Source organism: Blastococcus sp. CT_GayMR19 (assembly GCF_004570385.1).
GTDB lineage: Bacteria > Actinomycetota > Actinomycetes > Mycobacteriales > Geodermatophilaceae > Blastococcus_B.
Genome location: NZ_SPQL01000009.1, coordinates 56,330 through 79,640, shown reverse-complemented (window position 1 = coordinate 79,640; position 23,311 = coordinate 56,330). Strand labels below are relative to the sequence as shown.

The window sequence follows — 23,311 nt, the reverse complement described above, 5'->3', positions numbered from 1 at the left end:
TGATCAGTCCCGCCGTCCGGCCCCGCACCCGGGCCGGACGGCGGACTCTCTCCGACCTCGAGGACGGACCATGATCTCCAACCCGCTGCGCGATCCGCGGGACCGACGGCTGCCCCGGGTGCCCGCGCCGTGTGCTCTCGTCGTCTTCGGCATCACCGGCGACCTGGCCAGCAAGAAGCTGCTGCCGGCCGTCTACGACCTCGCGAACCGCGGCCTCCTGCCGACCAACTTCGCGCTGCTGGGCTTCGCCCGGCGCGACTGGGAGGACCAGGACTTCGCCGAGCTGTCCCGCACGGCCGCACAGAAGCACGCCCGCACCCCCTGGCGCGAGGACGTGTGGGAGCAGCTGGCCGCCGACATCACGTTCGTGCAGGGCGCCTTCGACGACGACGACGCCTTCGACTCCCTCGCCGACACCCTCGGGCAACTGGAGAGCAGCCACGGGATCGGCGGCAACGCGGCGTTCTACCTCTCCATCCCGCCGTCGCTGTTCCCCGTCGTCCTCAAGCAGATGCAGCGCACGGGGATGGCCGAGAGCACCCCCGACCGGTGGCGCCGGGTCGTGGTCGAGAAGCCCTTCGGGGAGGACCTGGCCTCCAGCCGGGAGCTGAACGAGCTGGTCGACTCCGTCTTCGGCGCCGACGACGTCTTCCGGATCGACCACTACCTCGGCAAGGAGACGGTCCAGAACCTGCTGGCCCTGCGCTTCGCGAACACGCTCTTCGAGCCCATCTGGAACGGCCACCACGTCGACTCGGTGCAGATCACCATGGCCGAGGACGTCGGCATCGGCGGGCGGGCGGCGTTCTACGAGAAGACCGGCGCGGCCCGCGACGTGCTGCAGAACCACCTGCTCCAGCTGCTGGCGCTGACCGCCATGGAGGAGCCGGTCGAGTTCTCCGCCGAGGAGATCCGCACCGAGAAGCTCAAGGTCCTCCGCGCGATCTCCGTGCCCGAGGACAAGGAGACGTTCGCCGTCCGCGGCCAGTACGAGCCGGGCTGGCTGGCCGGCCAGCGGGCCAACGGCTACCGGCAGGAGGACGGCGTCGCCGACGACTCCACGACCGAGACCTTCGCCGCGGTCCGGCTCGGGGTGGAGACCCGCCGCTGGGCGGGCGTGCCCTTCTACCTGCGGACCGGCAAGCGGCTGCCCCGCCGGGTCACCGAGATCGCCCTGGTGTTCAAGCGGGCTCCGCACCTGCCCTTCGCCGACACCGACACCGAGGAACTGGGCAACAACCAGTTGGTGATCCGGGTACAGCCCGACGAGGGGGTCACGCTCAAGTTCGGGTCGAAGGTCCCGGGCAGCGTGATGGAGGTCCGCGATGTGTCGATGGACTTCCTCTACGGCGAGCAGTTCACCGAGACCAGCCCCGAGGCCTACGAGCGGCTGCTGCTCGACGTCCTCCTCGGCGACGCCACGCTCTTCCCGCGGAACGCCGAGGTCGAGGCCTCGTGGGTGGTGATCGACCCGCTGGAGGAGTTCTGGGAGGGGACGACGCCGCAGCCCTACCGGGCCGGTGAGTGGGGGCCGCGCGCCGCCGACGAGATGCTGGCCGCCGAGGGCCGCCGGTGGCGGCGACCGTGACCGGCCCCACCGCCACCCCGACCCGCATCCGAGCAGAGGACACCCCATGACCACCCTCTGGGACACCACCGGCTCGGCCGTGGTGAAGGAGCTGGCGGCCCAGCGGCGCACCGGCGGCGCGGTGCTCTCCGGTGTGGCGCTGACGCTGGTGGTCGTCGCCGACGAGGCCCGGGTCGGCGAGGCCGAGGAGGCCGCGACACAGGCCGCCGAGTCCCACCCGTGCCGCATCCTCGTCGTCGTGCGCCGGCAGATCGACGCGCCCGCGCCCCGGCTGGACGCCGAGGTGCTGATCGGCGGCCGGCTCGGTCCGGGCGAGGCTGTGGTCATGCGGATGTACGGCCGGCTCGGGCTGCACGCGGAATCCGTCGTCCTGCCGCTGCTCGCCGCCGACGCCCCGGTCGTGGCCTGGTGGCACGCCGCTCCCCCGGACAAGCTGGCGACCGACGCGCTGGCCGTGTTCGCCGACCGGCGGATCACGGACAGCTCGATCCCCGAGGACTCCCTCGCCGCACTGCGCACCCGCGCGACGGACTTCGCCCCCGGGGACACCGACCTGGCCTGGACCCGCTGCACGTCGTGGCGGGCGATCCTGGCCTCCACCGTCGACGCGGTCGCCGGCCGCCGGGGCGAACCCGTGGAGATCACCGGCGGGCTCATCGAGGGCGATCCGGCGAACGCGAGCGCCCAGTTGCTGGGCGGCTGGCTGTCGTCGCGGACCGGGCGGCCGATCGCCGTGGAGGCGGGTGGACGTGTCCCGGGGGCCAGCGGGGTGGATTCCGTCGTCCTCCAGCTGGACCAGAAGGAGGAGGTCCGGATCCAGGCCGACCGGCGCGGTGGCGCCACGATCTCGCAGCCGTTCCGCCCTGACGCGACCGTCGCGCTCCCCGACCGCGCGCTCGGCGACCTGCTCAGCGAGGAACTGCGCCGGCTGGACTGCGACGAGCCGTACCAGGAGGCGCTGGAGGTCACGACCGGCGTGACCGGGCTGGCCAAGCGCTCGCCGGAGCGGGAGCACCAGTGGTTCGACCCGGCCGAGGAGGACAACGGCGCCCGCCCGAGGAAGCGGGCGGCCAAGGGGGGCAAGGACTCGTGACCCGTCCCGCGCCCGACGTCGTGGTGGAGCCGGACGCCGACTCGCTCGCCCGGACCGTCGCCGCGGAGCTCGTCGCGCAGCTGGCCGCGGCCCAGGCGGCCCACGGCAGCGCCTCGGTCGTGCTCACCGGCGGGGGTGTCGGGACCGCCGTCCTCGAGCAGGTCGCCGCTCTCGCGACCGGATCGGACGGTGCGGGCGTCGACTGGACGGCGGTGGACGTGTGGTGGGGGGACGAGCGTTTCGTGCCCGCCGACTCCGACGACCGCAACGAGAAGGCCGCCCGACGGGCGCTGCTCGACGTGGTCGGGGTCCCGGCCGCGCGCGTGCACCCCATGCCCCCGTCGGACGGCGGGTTCGCCACGCCCGAGGAGGCCGCCGCCTGGTACGCGGACCAACTCGGCGCCGCGGCCGCACCGGGCAGCGACCTCCCCCGCTTCGACGTGCTGCTCCTGGGCATCGGCGCGGAGGGGCACACCGCCTCGATCTTCCCGGCGTCGCCCGCCGCGCACGACGAGCGACCGGTGTTCTCCGTCCGGAACTGCCCGAAGCCACCCCCGACCCGGGTGAGCCTCGGGTTCCCGGCCATCAACACGGCCGAGGAGGTGTGGCTGGTGGTCGCGGGGGCGGAGAAGGCACCCGCGGTCGCGCGCGCCGTGGCGGGCGCGGACCCGGTGGAGCTCCCCGCCGCCGGGGTGCACGGCCGGCGGGCCACGCGGTGGCTGCTCGACGCCGCCGGGGCGGGCCGGCTGCCGGTGCCGCCGCCCTGACCGGGCGCCGCTGCTAGTCGTTCGCAAGTCCGCCGCAAGGACGGGCGCCCACGATGACGCCGTGACCCAGAACCTCCGCGCCGGCGAGCGCGACCTCCTGCGCGACGTCCGGCCCGGCGACCGGTGGCTGGTCGCCGTCGCCCATCCCGACGACGAGACCTTCGGCTGCGGTTCGGTGATCGCGCGGGCCACCTCGCTGGGCGCCGAGGTCACCGTCGCCTGCGCGACCCGGGGCGAGGCCGGCGAACCGACGCCCGGTTCGACGGGGGACCTCGGGGCCGTCCGGGAGGCGGAGCTGCACCGGGCCGCCGCGCTGCTCGGCGTCACCCGCGTCGAGCTGCTGGGCTACCGCGACTCGGGCTTCGACGGCGCACCGCCGCCGGGCTCCCTGTGCGCGGCACCCCTGGACGCCGTGGCCGGGGTGCTGGAGCGGCTGATCACGGACCTGCGCCCCGCGGTCGTGGTGGTCCTCGACGGCAGCGACGGACACCGGGACCACCGCCATGTCCGGGCCGCCGTGCACGCGGCCCTGGCCGCCGCCCCGACCGGGGACGGGGCGGCGGAGGGGACCCCGCAGCTCTACGAGCACTGCCTGCCCAACGCCCTGATGCGCCGCTGGCTGGACGAGATGCGCTCGCTGCGGCCCGGCACGGCCTACCACTCCCTCGACCCTGCCGACCTGGGCCGGGCCGACGAGGACATCACCGACGTGGTGGACGGCAGCGGCGTGCTGGCGCTGAGGGAGGCGGCGATGGCGGAGCACCGCTCGCAGGCCTCACCCTTCGACGGCCTCAGCGACGAACTGCGCCGGGCCTTCCTGACCGCCGACCACCTGGTGCGCGTCGCCCCCGGGTCGGCGCTGCTCACCGGGGGTCGCGCGGACGGGCACGCGACGTGAGGACCAGCCGGGGCACGTCCGTCCGTCCGCATCCGTATCGCGGCCTGCGCACTCCTCCGGAGCGGAACGGTCGACCATCCGTCCGTCCGGCAGCTCCACCAGCCGTCCCGACGACCCGGTCAGGAGACCTCCGATGAGCGCTTCCGACGCCCCCCCTGCGGTCAGCAGCCCGCCGATCCCTCGCCCTCGCGCTGCCGGGACGGACGCCGCCGCTGCGCCCGCCGGGCCGGCGCGCACGCAGGCAGCGTTCCCCTGGCCGGAGCCGTGGCGGTCGGCCGACGGGGCCCGCCCCCGGACGGAGTACTGGGACCTCACCACCGCGTGCTGGCACTCGCACGCACCCCAGGAGCGCGCGGGCGACTGAGGTCGCGAGGAACCCCGCCCGGGATCAGACGCCGCGCCGCCGGTGCAGCCGGGTGAGGGCCTCCTCGAGAAGCGCGTCGCCGTCGGCGTCGCTGCGCCGTTCACGCACGTACGCCAGGTGGGTCTTGTAGGGCTCGGTACGCGGCGCCGCGGGCGGATTCTGCTGGTCCTGCCCCGCGGGCAGCCCGCACCGGGGGCAGTCCCACAGCTCCGGGACGTCGGCCTCGGAGGCGAACGCCACCCGCGTCTCGTGCAGGTTCGCGCACCAGAAGGGGATCCGGTTCCGTGGTGCGGCCTCACCGCGTTCTGCCTCACCCATCGGACCTGCTCCGACCCGGGTCCCCCGGATCGCGTTGCCACCTGCCACGAGCGCCCCTTGAATCAGCGGTCCGGGTCGTGCGGCAGATCACCGCCGCGCGGGCAGTCTAGGGCCTGGAGGTGCGATCTCCGGTCACGATTTCGCGCGGGTTCGAGCGGTCGCTCAGGGAGCCGGTCAGGTGGTCGCCTTGAGCAGGATGCCCAGCCCGATGATGCAGATCGTCCAGATGAAGGCGATGAGCACCGTCAGCCGGTTGAGGTTCTTCTCGACCACGGAGGAACCGGACAGCGACGAGGAGGCGGCGCCACCGAACATCGAGGACAGGCCCCCACCCTTGCCACGGTGCAGCAGGATCAGCACGATGAGTAGCGCGCTGCTGATGACCAGCAGCACGTTCAGGACCAGCTCGATCATGACCTCTCCTGCCCCGCGGCAGCGGGTTTCGGTTCGTGGACTCCGCCCCGCGGGGCGGACCGGGATGCCCGGCGGCCGGCGACGGACGCCGGGCTCTGGACTACGAGCCTAACCGACGTCCACCGTGCAACCCGCGCTACGCGTGGCTCGCGGCGCTCAGCGCACGCCGGCCGTGGCGAGGTCGTACCCGATGTAGGGCCGCATCACCAGGCCGTTGCGCAGGCGCTGCCCGCTGACCAGCTGCACACGGGTCTCCGCGAGCGGCACGTACACGCTCGCCGAGCCGACCGTCACGGCCACCTCGCGCCAGGCGGCGTCCTCACCGGTGGCGCGGGCGGAGTCCACCAGCGAGTTGATCCCCGGGTCGTTCAACCGGGCGTAGTTGGTGTTCCCGGCAGAGCTGATGGTCCGTCCGTCGACGAGCGGCGCCAGGAACGACCCCGGCGTCGGGAAGTCCGCCGTCCAGGTCGTGAGGATGATGCCGTAGCCGTTGGCCGCCACGTTGTCGGGATTCCCGACGTCCGTGGCGTAGAAGGTGGAGCCGTCCAGCGGTCGGACCTCCGCCCGGATGCCCACCTCGGCGAGCTGGCCCGCCACCTCCTCGGCCACCTTGACGCTGAGCTGGCTGTCCAGCACGGCGAGCACGGTGTCGAAGCCCTCCGGCTGCCCGCAGTCAGCGAGCGCGGCGCGGGCGGCAGCCTGGTCCGGCCGCGGGTCGCTCTCCTCGGGCCCGTCGCCGAGAGCCCGTGGCCACAGCCGTGAGCTGCGCACCGCGTTGCCCTGGCGGCTGAGCTCCTCCTGCACCGCGTGCCGGTCGACCGCGGCCGCGACCGCCGTCCGGCAGGCCGGGTTGTCCATCGGGGCCACGTCGGTGGGCAGCGCCAGCATCCGGATCGCCCCGGTGGTCAGGTCGTCGGCGCGCTCGCGCAGCGGGTTGTCGTCCTCGATCGCCAGCCGGGACGTCGTTGCCGGCTGTACTCCCGTCCCGGAGAGGTCGATGTCGGCGGAACCGGCGAGCACCGCCTGGTCCCGCTCGAGACCCGACATCCCGGTGCGGACGACGACGCGGTCGGGCAGGGCGGTCCGCACGCCGTCGGTGGCCGGGTCCCACTGGTCGTTGCGCTCCAGGAGGATGCCGGTCGCCGCGTCGATCGACGTGATGACGTACGGGCCGGAGGAGATGGGGGCGTTCCCGTACGCCTCGCCGGTGTCGGACTCGATGGGCACCGGGCTGCTCGAGGGCAGCGCCAGGACGAAGGGGAAGTCCGACTGCGGAGCGCGGAGCCGGAAGATGATCGTGGCGTCGTCGGGGGTCTCGACCGAGGCAAGGCCGAGCCGGTCCGCCGCCTCGTCCTGGTACGGGCCGGCGTACTGGTTGGCCGGGTCGTCGAGCAGGTCCACGACGTAGGTCGGGCCGCCGACGATCACGTCGGAGGCGAAGGTCCGCTCGATCCCGTACTTGACGTCGCGAGAGGTGATGGGCCGGCCGGTGTGGAAGCGCACCCCCTCGCGGAGGGTGAAGGTCCAGCTCAGGCCGTCGTCCGACGGTGTGCCGAGGTCGGTCGCCAGGTCGGGGACGAGCTGGTCGGTCGCCCCGGGTTCGGAGGAGTAGGTGACCAGCGTGCGGGCGTAGAGCCGCATCAGGTTCCACACGCCGGGCGTGTAGGACCGCTGCGGATCGAGGCTGTCGATGACGGGCGCCGCCACCCGCAGGGTGCCGCCGGCCCGCTCCGACGGCGACCGCACCCCGGTCACGCCGACGTCCGCGCCGTCGGCCAGGACGGGCACGTCGGCCCGCCCACCGGCACCGCCCCCGAAGCTGACCGCGAGGACGACCACCAGCACGACGACGGCCGCGACGGCGACGATCCGGCGACGGGACCAGCCGCGGGCCCATGCCGGGCCCCGGCTCGTCGACCGCTCAGAACTGGTTGCCACTGCCTGCTGCTCCGCCCCCACCCGTGCTCGGCCGGCGGCGGTCAGCGGGAGTTCAGCTGCCGTCGGCGGCGGTCCGACAGATCTGCGCGAACTCGTCGGCGTCCAGGCTGGCACCGCCCACGAGAGCACCGTCGACATCCGGCCCGGCCAGGATCCCGGCCGTGTTCGCGGCCTTCACCGACCCGCCATAGAGGATACGGACGACGGCGGCCGTATCCGGGCCGAACCGCTCGGCGAGCCGCGAGCGCAGTGCCCCACAGACCTCCTGCGCGTCCTCGGGGGTCGCGACCTCGCCCGTGCCGATCGCCCAGACCGGCTCGTAGGCGATCACGACGCCACCGCCGTCGCCCGCGGCCAGCTGCTCGGCGGTCACGCCCTCGAGGGCGGCGTCGAGCTGAGCCGTGGTGTGCGGTACGTGCTGCCCGGCCTGCCGGATCTCCAGCCCCTCCCCCACGCAGAGGATGGGGACCAGGCCGTGCCGCAGCGCGGCCTGCACCTTGGCCGCGACGACGGCGTCGTCCTCGGCGTGCATCGCCCGTCGCTCGGAGTGGCCGACGACCACGTAGGAGCAGGCCAGGGCGGCGAGCATGCCGCCGCTGACCTCACCGGTGTACGCGCCGGCGTCGTGGGCCGAGAGGTCCTGCGCGCCGAAGCCGATCGCGAGCTTGTCGCCGGTCACCAGGGTCTGCACGCTGCGCAGCGCCGTGAACGGCGGCAGCACGACCACCTCCGCCGCGTCCAGCTGGGCCTCGTTCAGGGAGAAGGCCACCTTCTGGACCAGCCCGATGGCCTCCAGGTGGGTCATCTGCAGCTTCCAGTTGCCCGCGATCAGCGGCCGCCGGCCCTCGCGGGGAGCGCGCGTCCGGTCCTTGCGTGCCATCTCAGGTCCCCGATCGATCGGCGAGCACCGCGAGGCCCGGGAGCTCCCGGCCCTCGAGGTACTCCAGCGACGCGCCGCCGCCGGTGCTGATGTGGCCGTAGGCCTCCTCGTCGAGGCCCAGCTGGCGGACGGCGGCCGCGGAGTCCCCGCCCCCGACGACGGAGAGCCCGTCGACCGCGGCGACCGCCGAGGCGACCCCGCGGGTGCCCGCCTGGAAGGGGGCCAGTTCGAAGACGCCCATCGGGCCGTTCCAGAAAACGGTCCGGGCGTTGCCGAGCGCCGAGCCGAAGACCTCGACCGTGCGGGGCCCGACATCGAGGCCCATGAGCCCGTCCGGGATCTCCTCCACCGGGACGACGCGGGTCTCCGCCTCGGCGCTGAACGCCGTCGCGGCCACGATGTCGACCGGCAGCACGATGCGGTCCCCGGCCTCGGCCAGCAGCCGGCGGCAGGTGTCCACCTGGTCGGCCTCCAGCAGGGATCCGCCGACACCGTGGCCCTGGGCGGCGAGGAACGTGAAGCACATGCCGCCGCCGACGAGCAGCCGGTCGACCTTCGGCAGCAGCGCCTCGATGACCGCCAGCTTGTCGCTGACCTTCGAGCCGCCGAGGACGACGACGTAGGGCCGGTCCGGGTCGGTGGTGAGCCGGGTGAGCACGTCGAGCTCCCGTGCCACCAGCCGGCCGGCGGCGTGCGGCAGCCGCGCGGCGACGTCGTAGACCGAGGCGTGCTTCCGGTGCACGGCCCCGAACGCGTCGTCGACGTAGAGCTCGGCGAGGGCGGCCAGCCGTTCGGCGAGCTCGCCCCGCTCGGCGTCGTCCTTCGACGTCTCCGCCGCCTCGAAGCGGACGTTCTCCAGGAGCAGGACGTCGCCGTCGGCCAGCGCGCCGGCCTTCGCCCGGGCGTCGTCGCCCGCGACGTCGGCCGCGAGCGGCACCGTCGTCCCGAGCAGCTCGCCCAGCCGGGCCGCGACCGGCGCGAGGGAGAACTTCGGGTCGGGGGCGCCCTTCGGACGGCCCAGGTGGGCGGCGACGATCACCCGTGCGCCGGCGTCGCGGAGGGCCTGCAGCGTGGGCAGGCTGGCGCGGATCCGGCCGTCGTCGGTGATCGCGCCGGTCTCCTTGTCCAGCGGGACGTTCAGGTCGGTGCGCACCAGCACGCGCCGGCCGGAGACGCCCTCGGCGATGAGGTCGTCGACAGCACGCATCAGAGCGACTTGCCGACCAGCGTCGTCAGGTCGACCAGGCGGTTGGAGTAGCCCCACTCGTTGTCGTACCAGCCGAGCACCTTGGCCATGGGGCCGAACACCTTGGTCAGCTTGGCGTCGTAGATGCACGACGAGGGGTCGGTGACGATGTCGGAGGAGACGATCGGCGCGTCGGTGTAGGTCAGGTAGGGCGCCAGCGGGCCGGCGGCGGCCTCGCGGTAGGCCGCGTCGATCTCCTCGGCCGAGGCCTCGCGGGTCAGCTGGACGGTGAGGTCGGTGGCCGAGCCGGTCGGTACCGGCACGCGCAGGGCGTAGCCGTCGAGCTTGCCCTTGAGCTCGGGGAGGACGAGGCCGATCGCCTTGGCCGCGCCGGTGCCCGTGGGCACGATGTTGAGGGCGGCGGCGCGGGCCCGGCGGAGGTCGGAGTGCGGACCGTCCTGCAGGTTCTGGTCGGCGGTGTAGGCGTGGATCGTGGTCATGAGGCCGCGCTCGATGCCGAAGGCGTCGTGGAGCACCTTGGCCAGCGGCGCCAGGCAGTTCGTGGTGCAGGACGCGTTGCTGATGATCGTCTGCGAGCCGTCGTAGAGGTTGTCGTTGACGCCCATGACGATCGTGATGTCGTCGCCGGTCGCGGGCGCGGAGATGATGACCTTCTTGGCCCCGCCGGCGTCGATGTGCTTGCGGGCGTCGGGGGCCTTGGTGAAGAAGCCGGTCGACTCGACGACGATGTCCACCCCGAGGTCGGCCCAGGGCAGGGCAGCCGGGTCGCGCTCGGAGAGGACCTTCATCGTCGAGTCGCCGATCGTGATGGCCTGACCGTCGGCGGCGACGTCCTGGGGCAGCTTGCCCAGGATGCTGTCGTACTTGAGCAGGTGGGCCAGCGCCTCGGGGCTGGTGAGGTCGTTCACCGCCACGATCTCGATGTCCTGGCCGCTGGCTGCCGCCGCCCGCCAGAAGTTGCGCCCGATGCGCCCGAAGCCGTTGATGCCCACCCGAACCGTCACGAAAGACCTCCACGCTGCGTGTCGTGGGCCGCGCGTCAGGGATGCGGCCTCGCTCGCGGAAACCCTATCGGTCGCGGGCGACTCCGGCTCCCGCCGCCCGCAAGGGGCGGACGGGAACCGGCGGTCAGCTCTGCCCTACTGCGCGAGCATGTCGTCGGGAACGACCATCGCCTTCGCCTCGGCAGCCTCCGTCGTCACCGGTCACCAGTGCCCTACTGCGCGAGCATGTCGTCGGTGACGACGGATTCTGTGTCCGGGATGCCGAGGTCCTTGGCGCGCTTGTCGGCCATAGCCAGAAGACGCCGTATGCGACCGGCCACCGCGTCCTTGGTCATCGGTGGATCGGCGCGCTGGCCCAGCTCCTCCAGCGACGCCTGCCCGAACTCCAGCCGCAGCCGCCCGGCGACGAGCAGGTGCTCCGGGGCGTCGTCGGCCAGGATCTCCAGCGCCCGCTCGACCCGGGCGCTGGCGGCGACGGCGGCGCGGGCGGAACGGCGCAGGTTCGCGTCGTCGAAGTTGGCCAGCCGGTTGGCGGTCGCCCGGACCTCGCGGCGCATCCGCCGCTCCTCCCACGCGAGGACGGCGTCGTGCGCGCCCATGCGGGTGAGCAGCGCGCTGATCGCGTCGCCGTCCCGGATGACGACCCGGTCGGCGCCGCGCACCTCCCGGGCCTTGGCCGGGATGCCGAGCCGGCGGGCCGCCCCGACCAGCGCCATCGCCGCCTCCGGGCCCGGGCAGGTGACCTCCAGCGAGGACGACCGGCCGGGCTCGGTCAGCGATCCGTGCGCCAGGAACGCGCCGCGCCAGGCGGCCTCGGCGTCGTTGATCCCGCCCGACACGACCGACGGCGGCAGCCCGCGGACCGGCCGGCCCCGCTGGTCGACCAGGCCCGTCTGACGGGCCAGCCCCTCACCGTGCTTGGCGATGCGGACGAGGTACCGCACGCCGCGGCGGATGTTGCCGCCCGCGAGCACGCTCACGCCGCTGGTGTAGCCGTAGACCTCACTGATGTCGCGGCGCAGCCGACGGGCCACCGAGCCGGTGTCCAGCTCCGCCTCGATGACCACGCGCCCGCCCACGATGTGCAGGCCGCCCGAGAAGCGCAGCAGGGCCGTCACCTCGGCCTTGCGCTCGGAGGTCTTGGTGCACTCCACCCGGGACAGCTCGTCCTTGACCATGGCCGTCATCGCCACGTCGTCCACCCCCACGTTCCCCCGGGGCAAACCGTCCCCGACCTTCGGGTCCTCGTCGTCCACACGGCCGCGCACTCGATCGTGCGCGCTGTGCTGCACGCTGCCATGTCAGGCGCCATCCTGCGGCGTCCCCTCTCCCCCTCGTACCGATCAGGTGCTTGATCGTTCCGGTACCCGACCGGTCCTCCGTTCTCTCTCAGCGCATTCCGACCACGGAGGCCAGTGCGGCGGACAAGCGCACGGGATCGTGCCGTGCTGAGCCCGTGGCCTCGGCCACGGGAGCCAGGACCAGTTCGGCCCCACACCCACGTACCGCTGACAGCAGACCACGGCGGTCAACCACCGATCCCGCGTCGGCAATCACCGTGTGCAACGCCACTCCGCCCAGATGCGCCTGCAGCACGGTGACATGTTCCTCCGGCGAGAATCCGTCGGTCTCGCCGGGCTGCGGCTGCAGGTTGAGGACCGCGACCACCCTGGCCTGCGAGGCCGTCAGGGCCGCCCTCAGCCGCGGGACGAGCAGGTGCGGGAGCACCGACGTGTACCAGGAGCCGGGGCCCAGGGAGACGAGGTCCGCGGCGGCGATCGCGTCGAGGACGGCGCCGTTCACCGGGGGGTCCGGGGGCGAGAGCTCGATCTCGCGGACGTGCCCCGGCGTGGTGGCGATCGCCACCTGACCGCGGATCGTGCGGGTGCGCTCCGGATCGTCGGGATCGGTGCTCTCCACGCGGGCGACGAGATCGAGCGGGACGTCGGCCATGGGCAGCACGCGTCCGTGGCAGCCGAGCATCGCCCCGAGCGCGTCGAGGGCGGCGACGGCGTCCCCGCCGTGGATCTCGGTCAGCCCGGTGAGCACCAGGTTCCCCACCGGGTGCCCGGCGAGGACGCCGGTGCCGCCCAGCCGGTGCTGGAGCAACGCGGCGAGTTCCCGGCCGCGCTCGCCGTCGCCGGTCAGCGCGGCCAGGGCCATGCGGAGGTCACCGGGGGGCAGGACGGGCATCTCGCGGCGGATCCGGCCGGAGGACCCGCCGTCGTCCGCGACGGTGACCACGGCCGTCAGCGCGGGCGTGATCCGCCGCCAGGCCGCCAGGGCCACGGCGAGGCCGTGCCCTCCGCCGAACGCGACCACCCGCGGCGGACCCCCGGCACTGCTCTCCGGGTCCACCGGCTCGGAGCCCACTACTCGCGGCCCAGGTCGCGGTGACGAGCGGCTGCGGTGAGGCCTTCGACGGACAGGCGCCGGGCGAACTCCTCGGCGATCGCCACGCTGCGGTGCTTCCCCCCGGTGCAGCCCACCGCGAGGGTGAGGTACCGCTTGCCCTCGCGCCGGTAGCCGGGGATCAGCAGGCGCAGCACGTCGGTGTACCGGTCGAGGAACTCGTCGGCGTCGGGCTGCCCCAGCACGTAGTCGCGGACGTCCGGGTCCTGCCCGGTGCGCGGCCGCAGTTCCGGGATCCAGTGCGGATTGGGGAGAAACCGGGCGTCGACCACGAGGTCGGCGTCCAGCGGCAGGCCGTACTTGAAGCCGAAGCTCATGACCGTGGCGGTCAGGGGCGGGGTGCGGCCCTCCCGGGCGAACGCGTTCTCCAGCGTGGCGCGCAGCTGGTGGACATTGAGGTCGCTGGTGTCGACCCAGAGGTCGGCCTCGCCGGCGATGCCGGTGAGCAGCGCCCGCTCCTCGCCGATCCCGTCGGTGAGCGTCCCGTTGCCCTGCAGGGGGTGTTCCCGGCGGTTCGACTCGTACCGGCGGACAAGCACCTCGTCGCGGGCGTGCACGTAGACCACCCGCGGGCGGTGACCGGCCTCCGACAGGACCCGGATCGCCTCCTGCAGGTCGCTGGAGAAGGCGCGGCTGCGGACGTCGACGACGGCGGCGAAGCGGCGCAGGTCGCCGCGGGCGCCGAGCTCCACCATCGGCTGCAGCAGCGCCGGTGGCAGGTTGTCGACCACGAACCAGCCGAGGTCCTCGAGCACCCGGCCCGCGCTGTTCTTCCCCGCCCCGGACAGCCCGGTGACGACGACGACCTCGAGCGGCTGGGTCTCCGTCGAGGTCGGGTCCAGGCTCGGCGGGACATCGCGCTGCGGCCCGGCGCCGCCGTCCGCGGGCCGGCCGTCGTCCGTCGTCACTCGGGCCCCCCGTGAACGCCGGGACGGCGGCTCACGAGGCCACCAGCCCGACCTCGGCGGTCTCCCCGGTGCCGGCGCGCGGCGTGCCCCGCTCCGCCGGTCCCTGCGGCGCGGTCACCGACCCTGGGGCGGGCGGCTCCCCCTCCCCCGGCCGGGGCTCGACGGGCTCCGCGATCGCGGCCTGCACCGCCTCGGCCGTCCGCCGGCCGATGCCCGGGACGGTCATGAGCTCCTCGGTGGTCGCGGCCCGCAGCCGCTTGAGGGATCCGAACTGCTTCATCAGTGCCTTCCGTCGCGACTCCCCGAGCCCGGGGACGTCGTCCAGCAGCGAGACCAGCATGCCCGTGGACCGCTTCTGCCGGTGATAGGTGATGGCGAAGCGGTGGGCCTCGTCCCGGACCCGCTGGAGCAGGTAGAGCGCCTCGGAGGTGCGCGGCAGGATCAGCGGGTCGGGATCGCCCGGCAGCCACACCTCCTCCATGCGCTTGGCCAGCCCGCAGACGGCGACGTCGCCGATGCCCAGCTCGGCGAGCGACCGGCTGGCCGCCGCGACCTGCGGTGCGCCGCCGTCGACCACGAGGAGGTTCGGCGGGTACGCGAAGCGGCGCGGCCGGCCCGCCTCGGCGGCGACGCCCTGCTCGTCGAGGCGGTCCGCCTCCTCCTTGAGGTGCCGGGCGAACCTTCTCCGCACCACTTCGGCCATCGCCGCGGTGTCGTCGGTTCCGTGGGTGACGGAGAACCGGCGGTAGTCGGACTTCTTGGCCAGCCCGTCCTCGAACACGACCATGCTGGCGACGACGTTGGTGCCCTGGACGTGCGAGACGTCGATGCACTCGATCCGCAGCGGCGCGTCGGGCAGCTCGAGGGCCTCCTGCAGCTCGGCCAGTGCCAGGGAGCGGGCGGTGAGGTCGCTGGCGCGCTTCACCCGGTGACGGGCGAATGCCTCCTTGGCGTTGCGCTCGACGGTCTCCATCAGGTTGCGCTTGTCGCCGCGCTGGGGCACCCGCAGCGAGACCTTGCCGCCGCGCAGCTCCTCGAGGAGCTCGGTGTAGACGTCGGCGTCCTCAGGGAGCTCGGGGACGAGCACCTCGCGGGGCACCGCCTCCCCCGCCTCGCCGACGCCGGTCTGCTCGTCGACGCCGCCGTAGACCTGGAGGAGGAACTGCTCGACCAGCTCGCCGGTGGTGACGGCCTCGACCTTGTCCACGATCCAGCCGCGCTGGCCGCGCACCCGCCCGCCGCGGACGTGGAAGACCTGGACGGCGGCCTCCAGCTCGTCCTGCGCGAAGGCGACGACGTCGGCGTCCGTGCCGTCGCCGAGGACGACCGCCTGCTTCTCCATCGCCCGCTTGAGGGCGCCGAGGTCGTCCCGGAGCCGGGCGGCCCTCTCGTACTCGAGCCCTTCGGCGGCCGCGGCCATCTCCCGCTCGAGCCGCTTCATCATGGCCTCGGTGCGGCCGGCCATGAAGTCGCAGAAGTCGTCGACGATCTTCCGGTGCTCCTCGGCATCGACCCGGCCGACGCACGGGGCCGCGCACTTGCCGATGTACCCGAGCAGGCAGGGCCGGCCGATCTGGCCGGCCCGCTTGAAGACGCCGTTGGAGCAGGTCCGGGCGGGGAAGACGCGGGTCAGGGTGTCGAGCGTCTCGCGGATGGCCCACGCGTGGGCGTAGGGCCCGAAGTAGCGGACGCCCTTCTTCTTGGGCCCGCGCATGACCTGCAGCCGCGGGTACTCCTCGTTGAGCGTCACGGCGAGGCTCGGGTAGCTCTTGTCGTCGCGGTAGCGGACGTTGAACCGCGGATCGAACTCCTTGATCCAGTTGTACTCGAGCTGGAGGGCCTCCACCTCGGTGCCGACGACGGTCCAGTCCACGGCCGCCGCCGTCGTCACCATCTGGCGGGTTCGCGGGTGCAGGCCGGCGACGTCGGCGAAGTAGCTGTTCAGCCGCTGCCGGAGGCTCTTGGCCTTGCCGACGTAGATGACCCGGCCGGACGGGTCACGGAACCGGTAGACCCCGGGCGACTCGGGGATGCTGCCGACCGCCGGGCGGTACGTCGACGGATCGGCCATGGCTCCAGATTAGGTCGGGAGACCGACAGACCGCCGTGCCCCGTCGCACCACCGGTCACGGCAGCCTCAGCAATTCTCGGTTGACCACACCGGCGACCCTGGAGGCGTGCGGATCACGTTCGAGCGGATGGCGGACCGGCGACCCGTCGAGACGCTGGTCGAGCGCGGCGACGGTGTCGTCTTCCGGATGCGGGGCGCGGGCGGCGGCGCCGACCTGCCGCACGACCTGGTGCATGCGCTGGTCGAGCAGAGCCTCCGGGTGACCGACGGCATCTGGGGCTGCGTGGCCGACGGGGTCGTCTGGGGAAGCATGCGGCACGTCTCGGGCCGGCAGCCGCCGCACGCCGCCGAGCGGTCGGCGCGGCTCAAGAAGGAGCGCGCCGCGGCGATCCAGGCGGCCGAGCACCTGGCCGACCTCGTGGGAAGGCTCGCGCGCGGCGACGACGTGCTGCCCGGGGAGCCCGGCCGCGCCGGCCATCCGGTCGAGGCGCTGCGCGCCGCGGCCGCCGAGCTGGCGTCCGCGGCCTCGCGGTGGGCGCGGCTGGCGCCCGGCGACACGTGGGCGGTGGACTGGAAGGCGCCGGCCCGGAACGACGGCCGGCCGCGTCGACGGGCCCGGTAGCGCTCCCTCCAGCCGAGAAGGGGCTGCTCAGCGGGCCGGCGCGCCCACGCGCCGGTCGAGCCAGGTCAGCAGGTCGCCGGTCACCTCGTCGCGGTTGGTCTCGTTGAACACCTCGTGCCGGGCGTCGGGATAGACGTGCTGCTCGACGGGGAGGCCGCGGGCGCGGAGCAATTCGGCGAGCGCGGTGACCTGGGCCGCCCCGGCGCCGCCCACGGGGTCCAGGTGGCCCGAGAGGAGCAGCACCGGCAGGTCGTCGGGCAGCCGGGTGATCGCCTCGGGGGTGGCGCTCCCGACCGCGAGCCGGAACACCCCGGCCGCGTAGCCGGCGGTCAGCGGCATGTCGTCACCGCAGAGCGGGTCGGCGATGTAGGCGTCCACCTCGGCCGGGTCGCGCGAGAGCCAGTCGAACCGGGTGCGGGCCGGCTCGAACGGCTGGTTGAACGCGCCGAGCGCATCGAGGGCGTTGTCCCCCGCGCCGGCGGCCACGGCCTCGTCCAGTGCGGTGACTGTGTCCGCGAGGTGCGGAGCCGCCCCGATCGGGCCGGAGAGCACCAGGCCGACGAGGTCGCCGCCCGCCCGCTCGGCGGCCGCCAGCGCGATGATCGACCCCATCGAGTGCCCGAGCAGGACCCTCGGCACGCCGGGGTGCGCCTCCTCGATCAGGAGGTTCATCTCACGGACGTCCTCCAGGACGGCGTCGACGCCCCCCGGTCCGAACCGGCCGACGCCGGTGCTCTCCGCCGTCCGGCCGTGACCGCGCAGGTCCATCGCGTAGGCGGCGAGCCCCCGGCCGGCCAGCGCCGTCGCCAGCCGGCCGTAGCGTCCGGAGTGCTCGGACGCGCCGTGGACGATCTGGACGGTCCCCCGGACCGCGCCGTCCGGCAGCCAGCGCAGGAAGTGCAGCCGCGTGCCGTCGGGACGCTGCAGCAGCCTCGGTTCGCCGGACGTGGCGGTCATCGCGATACCTCCCGAGCGGGTGGGCGTCCGCCCCGGCGTACCCGTGCCGGGGCGGACGGTCGAGCGGATCAGCTGGCCTTCTTGCGGACCCGCTTCTTGGGCGCGCCCGCCGCGGCGACCGCGTCCGGGTCGAGGATCTTCGCGAGGTACCGGCCGGTGTGGCTCTCGGGGACCGTCGCGAGGAACTCCGGCGGGCCCTCGGCCACGATCGTGCCGCCGCGGAACCCGCCCTCGGGACCCATGTCGATCAGCCAGTCGGCGCTCTTGATCACGTCGAGGTTGTGCTCGATCACGATCACCGAGTTGCCCTTGTCCACCAGGCCCTGGAGCACCAGCAGCAGCTTGCGGATGTCCTCGAAGTGCAGGCCGGTGGTCGGCTCGTCGAGGACGTAGATGCTGCGGCCGTTGGACCGCTTCTGCAGCTCGCTGGCCAGCTTGACCCGCTGCGCCTCACCGCCGGAGAGCGTGGTCGCGGGCTGGCCCAGCCGGACGTAGCCGAGTCCGACCTCCGTGAGCGTCCGCAGGTAGCGGGAGATCGCCGGGATGGCGGCGAAGAAGTCCGCCCCCTCCTCGATCGGCATGTCGAGGACCTCGGCGACCGTCTTGCCCTTGTAGTGCACCTCGAGGGTCTCCCGGTTGAACCGGGCGCCCTTGCAGACCTCGCAGGGGACGTAGACGTCGGGCAGGAAGTTCATCTCGATCTTCAGCGTGCCGTCGCCGGAGCACGCCTCGCAGCGTCCGCCCTTCACGTTGAACGAGAAGCGGCCGGGCATGTACCCGCGCATCTTCGCCTCGGTGGTGCTGGCGAACAGCTTGCGGACGTGGTCCCAGACACCGGTGTAGGTGGCCGGGTTCGAGCGCGGGGTGCGGCCGATCGGCGACTGGTCGACGTGCACGACCTTGTCGAGGTGCTCGAGGCCGGTGACCGTCCGGTGCCGGCCCGGGACCATCCGCGCGCGGTTCAGCTGGTTGGCCAGCGTCGTGTAGAGGATGTCGTTGACCAGGCTGGACTTGCCCGACCCGGAGACGCCCGTGACACCCACGAAGCAGCCCAGCGGGAACGTGACGTCGACGCCCTTGAGGTTGTGCTCGCGGGCCCCCTTGACGACGAGCTCGCGGCCCGGCGTCGGCTCGCGGCGGACCTTCGGGATCTCGATCTGCATGCGGCCGGAGAGGTACGCCCCGGTCAGCGAGCGCTCGCTCTTCATCAGGTCCTCGAGCTGGCCGCTGACCACGATCTCGCCGCCGTGCTCGCCCGCCCCGGGGCCGATGTCCACGATCCAGTCGGCGACCTTGATCGTGTCCTCGTCGTGCTCGACGACGATCAGCGTGTTCCCCATGTCGCGCAGCCGGACCAGGGTCTCGATCAACCGGGTGTTGTCCCGCTGGTGCAGGCCGATCGAGGGCTCGTCCAGCACGTAGAGGACGCCGACCAGCCCCGACCCGATCTGCGTGGCCAGCCGGATGCGCTGCGCCTCGCCACCGGCGAGCGTCGCGGCCGGCCGGTCGAGCGAGAGGTAGTCGAGGCCGACGTCGACGAGGAAGGACAGCCGCGCCTGGATCTCCTTGAGCACGCGGTCGGCGATGGCCCGCTCCCGCTCGCCGAGCTCGAGGCTGTTCAGCCACTCGGAGGCGTCGCCGATCGACAGGTTGGTGACCTCGGCGATCGACCGGTCGTTGAGCTTGACGGCGAGGATCTCCGGCTTGAGCCGGGTGCCGTGGCAGACGGGACAGGGCACGTCCCGCATGTAGCCCTCGTACTTGTCGCGGGCCCAGTCGCTGTCGGTGTCCTCGTGCCGGCGCTCGAGGAACGGCATGACGCCCTCGAAGGCGGCGTAGTAGCTGCGCTCGCGGCCGTAGCGGTTCTTGTAGCGGACGTGCACCTGGTCCGGCGACCCGTGCAGCACGGCCTTCTGCACCTTGGCGGGCAGCTTCTCCCACGGGGTGTCCATGGAGAAGCCGAGCTGCGAGCCCAGGCCGGAGAGCAGGCGGAGGAAGTACTCGTTGGTCATCGAGCTGGCCCACGGGGCGACCGCGCCCTGCGCCAGGCTCTTCTCCGGGTCGGGGATCACGAGGTCGGGGTCAACCTCCTTGCGGGTGCCGATGCCGGTGCACTCCGGGCAGGCGCCGAACGGTGAGTTGAACGAGAACGACCGCGGCTCCAGGGCCTCGAACGAGAGCCCGTCGTCGACGCAGGCGAGGTGCTCGGAGTAGGTGCGCTCGCGGTGCGGGTCGTGCTCGTCCATGTCGACGAACTCGAGGACGACGAGACCGCCGGCCAGGCCGAGCGCCGTCTCGACCGAGTCGGTGAGGCGGCGCTTGGCGCTCTCCTTCACCGTCAGCCGGTCGACGATGACCTCGATGGTGTGCTTCTCCTGCTTCTTGAGCTTCGGCGCCTCGGTCAGCGAGTGGACCGTGCCGTCGACCCGGACCCGGGAGAAGCCCTGGGTCTGCAGGGAGCTGAACAGGTCGACGTACTCGCCCTTGCGCGCGCGGATCACCGGTGCCAGGACCTGGAAGCGGGTGCCCTCCGGCATGGCCAGCACCTGGTCGACGATCTGCTGCGGCGTCTGGCGCGAGATCGGCTTGCCGCAGTTCGGGCAGTGCGGCTGCCCCGCCCGGGCGTACAGCAGGCGGAGGTAGTCGTAGACCTCGGTGATGGTGCCGACCGTCGAGCGCGGGTTGCGGTTGGTGGACTTCTGGTCGATCGAGACGGCCGGCGAGAGGCCCTCGATGAAGTCGACGTCGGGCTTGTCCATCTGGCCCAGGAACTGGCGGGCGTAGGCCGACAGCGACTCGACGTACCGGCGCTGCCCCTCGGCGAAGATCGTGTCGAAGGCGAGGCTGGACTTGCCGGACCCGGAGAGCCCCGTGAACACGATGAGCGCGTCGCGGGGCAGGTCGAGGTGGACGTCCTTGAGGTTGTGCTCGCGGGCGCCGCGGACGACGAGGCGGTCCATGTGATCCCTGTCAGTCGCTGTGGCCAGATGCATCAGTGGAGCCAAGGGCCCCGGTCGGAGAGCTGTTCCCGTTCCCCGGCGTGCCCCGCTGTCGGACCCGTCACGCATGCGGAACGGCGCGCCGCCGTCGGGAACGAGGGCTCAGACGGGCGCCGCGGCCGGCGTGGCGGTGGGATCGAACACGGGCGCGTAGCGGCGCCATGGCTGCTGACGTTCCAGCTCTCCGGCCAGCAAGAGTAGTCGCCCTTCGGCTCCCGGGGGGCCGACGAACTGGACCGCCAGGGGCAGCCCCTCCGGCCGGATGCCCGCAGGCAGGACGAGCGCCGGGAGGCCCGCCAGGTTCCAGGCGGCGGTCCAGGGCGCCCAGCGGGCGTTGGCCGTGATGTTGGCCAGGAAGGAGCGCTCGTGCCACGGCCGCGCGGGCAGCGGCGGGCCGGTGGTGACCGGGCTGAGCAGCAGGTCGACGTCGCCGAACCAGGCGACCATCCGCTCCCGGAAGCGCTCCGCGGTCCGGGGCCGCACCAGGCCCGCCCGCCGGACCAGGCGGCCCACCCGGGCATGCGCCCGGCTGCGCGGCTGCAGCGCGGTGCGGTCGATGCCGAGGTGCTGCGCGTCGTCCTCGGCGCCGGCCATCCACCGGGCGAGCGCCCCCGCGGCGGCGCCCATCGTGATCGGCGGGTCCCGCCGCACGACGGTGTGCCCGGCGGCGGTGAGCAGGGCCACGACGGCGTCGACCGCGGCGAGCGATGGGCCGTCGGCACGGACGCCGGGCACCGGTGAGCGCGTGGAGACGGCGATGCGCAGCGGCCGGCCCGACGCCTCCGGGGAGGAGGGCTCCTCCCCCGCCATGACCGCGTGCGCCAGGGCGACGTCGGCGACCGTCGTGGCCAGCGCCCCGTTCACCGCCATCCCCGACCAGTCGTCGAACCCGATGTCCGCCGGGACCACGCCACGGCCCGGCTTGAGGGTGACCAGCCCGCAGGCGGCCGCGGGAAGGCGCAGGGACCCCAGCCCGTCGTTCCCGTGCGCGAGCGGCACGCTCCCCGAGGCGACGGCCGCCGCGCTGCCCCCGGAGCTGCCGGCCGACGACCGGGCCGTGTCCCAGGGGTTGCGGGTGACGGTGCCCGGCCCGTCCGTCGCGGCGTAGAGGCAGAGCTCGGGCGCGCGGGTGATGCCCACGACGACCGCTCCCGCGGCGCGCAGCCGGGCGACGACGGGATGGTCGGCGGTCCGTGGCTCCTGCGGGGCCGCCGGCGATCCGTCGGTGCAGATCTCCCCGGCCACGGCCACGTTGTCCTTGATCGCGATCGGGACCCCGGCCAGCGGCAGGGAGCCCCGGTCGGGAGCCGCGTCGACGGCGGCCGCCTCGATCAGCGCCGCGGCCCGCCGGACGACGCGGAAGGCCCCGACCCGGGCGTCGACCGCCGCGATGTGCTCCAAGTGGGCGCGGACGACGTCGACCGCCGAGAGCTCCCCCGCCCGCACCCGTGCCGCGATCTCCGTGGCCGGCAGACCGACGACCGAGGTGCTGACGCCGGATCCAGCCCCGAGACCTCCACTAGCGTCCATGCCTGGACCGTAACGACCCCCTCCGACAGTCTCGATGGGAGACCTCCGTGAGCGCTCCGGCCTACACCGGCGACGTCGAGGTGGGCGGGCCCGCCGCCGTGCGGGACCTGCCCGGCCTGACGATCCGCAAGCTCGCCGTCAGCGAGATGGCCAACAACGCCTACCTGCTGCGGTGCACCGCCACCGGGGAGGCGCTGCTGATCGACGCCGCCGCCGAGCCGGAGTCGCTGCGGGCCCTGATCGGGGACGCCGACCTCCGCACCGTCGTCACCACGCACGGGCACTGGGACCACCACCGGGCGCTCCCCCAGGTCGTCGAGGCGACCGGCGCGCAGACCGTGGCGCACCGGGCCGACGCCGCCGACCTCCCGGTGCCCGTGCAGCGCACCGTCGAGCACGGCGACGCCCTGACCGTCGGCGAGCAGACGCTCGAGGTCGTCCACCTGCGGGGGCACACCCCGGGCAGCATCGCCCTCGTGTGGCGTGGGCCGGACGACGCCGGGGTGCACGTGTTCACCGGCGACAGCCTGTTCCCCGGGGGCGTCGGCAACACGCAGCAGGACGCCGCCCGGTTCGCCCGCCTGATGGGCGACGTCGAGGAGCGGCTGTTCGGCGCGCTACCGGACAGCACCTGGGTCTACCCCGGCCACGGCGGGGACACGACGCTGGGCGCCGAGCGCCCGCACCTCGGCGAATGGCGCGCGCGGGGCTGGTGAGCCGACTGAGACGAACCCGTCCGGCCAATCCGGCGATTCGTCCGAACGACGTCGACAGCCCTCATTACGGTCCACTCGTGATCGAAGAATGAGTGGACAGGGCAAGGTCGTGGCCGGGCACTACATCGACTCGACAGTGTCGACCGGCTTCCGGGGCGACCTCGTCGTCCAGACAGGGCTGATGGGGCGAAAGCTGACCGCCGCCGAAGTCGCGGAGTGGGAAGAGGTTGCCGCCGAGGCCGGCGGTGGCTATGCCGTCGCCGGCGCCGTCGGCAAGATCGTCGCGGGCGCGGTCCTGCCCGGTTTCATGGGGAAGGTGGCGGGGGCAGCGCTCGATGCCACCGTGAAGTCGGCTTCCCGTCCACCGCGCACCGTCCGCGTCGACTGGTCGGATGGCAAGCAGTCCCTCATCCGGCTGCCGGAACAGCTCTTCACCCACCTCACGGTCGTCCTCAGGGACCGCCGGGCCGCCGCGCCTCTTCCGCCCGACGCCGTCGCGCAGTCGGCACCTCAGCTGGACGTCGCGGAGCAGCTCGGGAAGCTCGCGGGGCTCCGTGACCTGGGTGTGCTCACCGACGAGGAGTTCGCGAGCAAGAAGGGCGAACTGCTCGCACGGCTCTGACGA

20 protein-coding genes are annotated in these 23,311 nt (G+C 73.5%); 7 read left to right on the top strand and 13 right to left on the bottom strand.

Going from position 1 to position 23,311, the window contains the following annotated elements; genetic code table 11:
- Window positions 1–70: 70 nt before the first annotated feature.
- From zwf to E4P39_RS13755, 4 genes are all read left to right on the top strand, one after another.
- On the top strand, window positions 71–1,588 hold the full coding sequence (gene zwf, locus E4P39_RS13770) for a glucose-6-phosphate dehydrogenase (RefSeq protein ID WP_135137154.1): 1,518 nt from the start codon (window positions 71–73) through the stop codon (window positions 1,586–1,588).
- A gap of 46 nt (window positions 1,589–1,634) precedes the next feature.
- Entirely contained in the window at window positions 1,635–2,681 is a 1,047-nt protein-coding gene (locus E4P39_RS13765; protein WP_135137153.1) for a glucose-6-phosphate dehydrogenase assembly protein OpcA, read from the top strand.
- A complete protein-coding gene (gene pgl, locus E4P39_RS13760; protein WP_135137152.1) occupies window positions 2,678–3,448 on the top strand; it encodes a 6-phosphogluconolactonase in 771 nt (256 codons plus the stop codon). The genes E4P39_RS13765 and pgl overlap by 4 nt, the downstream gene beginning before the upstream one ends.
- Before the next feature lie 61 nt (window positions 3,449–3,509).
- Window positions 3,510–4,346, top strand: a complete 837-nt coding sequence (locus E4P39_RS13755) for a PIG-L family deacetylase (RefSeq protein WP_135137151.1) — start codon at window positions 3,510–3,512, stop codon at window positions 4,344–4,346.
- A gap of 388 nt (window positions 4,347–4,734) precedes the next feature.
- Here the strand turns inward: E4P39_RS13755 and E4P39_RS13750 are convergent, their stop codons facing one another.
- The 10 genes from E4P39_RS13750 to uvrC form a co-directional block, all read right to left on the bottom strand.
- The gene (locus E4P39_RS13750; protein ID WP_135137150.1) at window positions 4,735–5,076 is read right to left on the bottom strand and encodes an RNA polymerase-binding protein RbpA; all 342 of its coding nucleotides are present in this window, start codon (window positions 5,074–5,076) and stop codon (window positions 4,735–4,737) included.
- A gap of 126 nt (window positions 5,077–5,202) precedes the next feature.
- Window positions 5,203–5,442: a preprotein translocase subunit SecG gene (gene secG / locus E4P39_RS13745; protein ID WP_245159817.1), complete on the bottom strand. Its 240-nt coding sequence runs from the start codon at window positions 5,440–5,442 to the stop codon at window positions 5,203–5,205.
- A 156-nt stretch (window positions 5,443–5,598) separates the two neighbouring features.
- Window positions 5,599–7,380 carry an ABC transporter substrate-binding protein gene (locus E4P39_RS13740; protein ID WP_245159816.1) on the bottom strand — a complete coding sequence of 594 codons (1,782 nt, stop codon included), beginning with the start codon at window positions 7,378–7,380 and terminating at the stop codon, window positions 5,599–5,601.
- 52 nt (window positions 7,381–7,432) lie between these two features.
- Window positions 7,433–8,260 carry a triose-phosphate isomerase gene (gene tpiA, locus E4P39_RS13735; protein WP_135137148.1) on the bottom strand — a complete coding sequence of 276 codons (828 nt, stop codon included), beginning with the start codon at window positions 8,258–8,260 and terminating at the stop codon, window positions 7,433–7,435.
- A gap of 1 nt (window position 8,261) precedes the next feature.
- Window positions 8,262–9,467 carry a phosphoglycerate kinase gene (locus E4P39_RS13730; protein WP_135137147.1) on the bottom strand — a complete coding sequence of 402 codons (1,206 nt, stop codon included), beginning with the start codon at window positions 9,465–9,467 and terminating at the stop codon, window positions 8,262–8,264.
- On the bottom strand, window positions 9,467–10,471 hold the full coding sequence (gap, locus tag E4P39_RS13725; RefSeq protein WP_135137146.1) for a type I glyceraldehyde-3-phosphate dehydrogenase: 1,005 nt from the start codon (window positions 10,469–10,471) through the stop codon (window positions 9,467–9,469). The genes E4P39_RS13730 and gap overlap by 1 nt, the downstream gene beginning before the upstream one ends.
- Window positions 10,472–10,683: 212 nt before the next feature.
- On the bottom strand, window positions 10,684–11,664 hold the full coding sequence (gene whiA, locus E4P39_RS13720) for a DNA-binding protein WhiA (RefSeq protein WP_135137256.1): 981 nt from the start codon (window positions 11,662–11,664) through the stop codon (window positions 10,684–10,686).
- Between the two features lie 196 nt (window positions 11,665–11,860).
- Window positions 11,861–12,829 (bottom strand): uridine diphosphate-N-acetylglucosamine-binding protein YvcK, encoded by a 969-nt coding sequence (yvcK, locus tag E4P39_RS13715; RefSeq protein ID WP_135137145.1) that lies wholly within the window; start codon window positions 12,827–12,829, stop codon window positions 11,861–11,863.
- A 14-nt stretch (window positions 12,830–12,843) separates the two neighbouring features.
- Window positions 12,844–13,791 carry an RNase adapter RapZ gene (rapZ, locus tag E4P39_RS13710; RefSeq protein ID WP_135137144.1) on the bottom strand — a complete coding sequence of 316 codons (948 nt, stop codon included), beginning with the start codon at window positions 13,789–13,791 and terminating at the stop codon, window positions 12,844–12,846.
- A 31-nt stretch (window positions 13,792–13,822) separates the two neighbouring features.
- Window positions 13,823–15,862 (bottom strand): excinuclease ABC subunit UvrC, encoded by a 2,040-nt coding sequence (gene uvrC, locus E4P39_RS13705; protein WP_135137143.1) that lies wholly within the window; start codon window positions 15,860–15,862, stop codon window positions 13,823–13,825.
- A 106-nt stretch (window positions 15,863–15,968) separates the two neighbouring features.
- Between uvrC and E4P39_RS13700 the strand changes: the two genes are divergently transcribed.
- Window positions 15,969–16,484, top strand: coding sequence for a hypothetical protein (locus tag E4P39_RS13700; protein WP_135137142.1), 516 nt, complete (start codon window positions 15,969–15,971; stop codon window positions 16,482–16,484).
- 27 nt (window positions 16,485–16,511) lie between these two features.
- Here the strand turns inward: E4P39_RS13700 and E4P39_RS13695 are convergent, their stop codons facing one another.
- The 3 genes from E4P39_RS13695 to E4P39_RS13685 all read right to left on the bottom strand — a co-directional run bounded on the left by E4P39_RS13695 (window position 16,512) and on the right by E4P39_RS13685 (window position 21,970).
- A complete protein-coding gene (locus tag E4P39_RS13695; RefSeq protein ID WP_135137141.1) occupies window positions 16,512–17,441 on the bottom strand; it encodes an alpha/beta hydrolase in 930 nt (309 codons plus the stop codon).
- Window positions 17,442–17,509: 68 nt separating this feature from the next.
- Window positions 17,510–20,401: an excinuclease ABC subunit UvrA gene (gene uvrA / locus E4P39_RS13690; RefSeq protein ID WP_135137140.1), complete on the bottom strand. Its 2,892-nt coding sequence runs from the start codon at window positions 20,399–20,401 to the stop codon at window positions 17,510–17,512.
- A 141-nt stretch (window positions 20,402–20,542) separates the two neighbouring features.
- The gene (locus E4P39_RS13685) at window positions 20,543–21,970 is read right to left on the bottom strand and encodes an amidase (RefSeq protein ID WP_135137139.1); all 1,428 of its coding nucleotides are present in this window, start codon (window positions 21,968–21,970) and stop codon (window positions 20,543–20,545) included.
- Window positions 21,971–22,017: 47 nt separating this feature from the next.
- Here E4P39_RS13685 and E4P39_RS13680 point away from each other — a divergent pair, with 47 nt between their 5' ends.
- Together E4P39_RS13680 and E4P39_RS22675 are read left to right on the top strand one after the other, a co-directional pair.
- Window positions 22,018–22,686: an MBL fold metallo-hydrolase gene (locus E4P39_RS13680; RefSeq protein WP_135137138.1), complete on the top strand. Its 669-nt coding sequence runs from the start codon at window positions 22,018–22,020 to the stop codon at window positions 22,684–22,686.
- 88 nt (window positions 22,687–22,774) lie between these two features.
- Entirely contained in the window at window positions 22,775–23,308 is a 534-nt protein-coding gene (locus E4P39_RS22675; RefSeq protein ID WP_209306532.1) for an SHOCT domain-containing protein, read from the top strand.
- Window positions 23,309–23,311: the final 3 nt, after the last annotated feature.

Coding starts and splice junctions, on each gene's coding strand:
- zwf (WP_135137154.1), top strand. CDS start 71: ATGATCTCCAACCCGCTGCGCGATCCGCGGGACCGACGGCTGCCCCGG.
- E4P39_RS13765 (WP_135137153.1), top strand. CDS start 1,635: ATGACCACCCTCTGGGACACCACCGGCTCGGCCGTGGTGAAGGAGCTG.
- secG (WP_245159817.1), bottom strand. CDS start 5,442: ATGATCGAGCTGGTCCTGAACGTGCTGCTGGTCATCAGCAGCGCGCTA.
- tpiA (WP_135137148.1), bottom strand. CDS start 8,260: ATGGCACGCAAGGACCGGACGCGCGCTCCCCGCGAGGGCCGGCGGCCG.
- E4P39_RS13730 (WP_135137147.1), bottom strand. CDS start 9,467: ATGCGTGCTGTCGACGACCTCATCGCCGAGGGCGTCTCCGGCCGGCGC.
- uvrC (WP_135137143.1), bottom strand. CDS start 15,862: ATGGCCGATCCGTCGACGTACCGCCCGGCGGTCGGCAGCATCCCCGAG.
- E4P39_RS13695 (WP_135137141.1), bottom strand. CDS start 17,441: ATGACCGCCACGTCCGGCGAACCGAGGCTGCTGCAGCGTCCCGACGGC.
- uvrA (WP_135137140.1), bottom strand. CDS start 20,401: ATGGACCGCCTCGTCGTCCGCGGCGCCCGCGAGCACAACCTCAAGGAC.
- E4P39_RS13685 (WP_135137139.1), bottom strand. CDS start 21,970: ATGGACGCTAGTGGAGGTCTCGGGGCTGGATCCGGCGTCAGCACCTCG.
- E4P39_RS22675 (WP_209306532.1), top strand. CDS start 22,775: ATGAGTGGACAGGGCAAGGTCGTGGCCGGGCACTACATCGACTCGACA.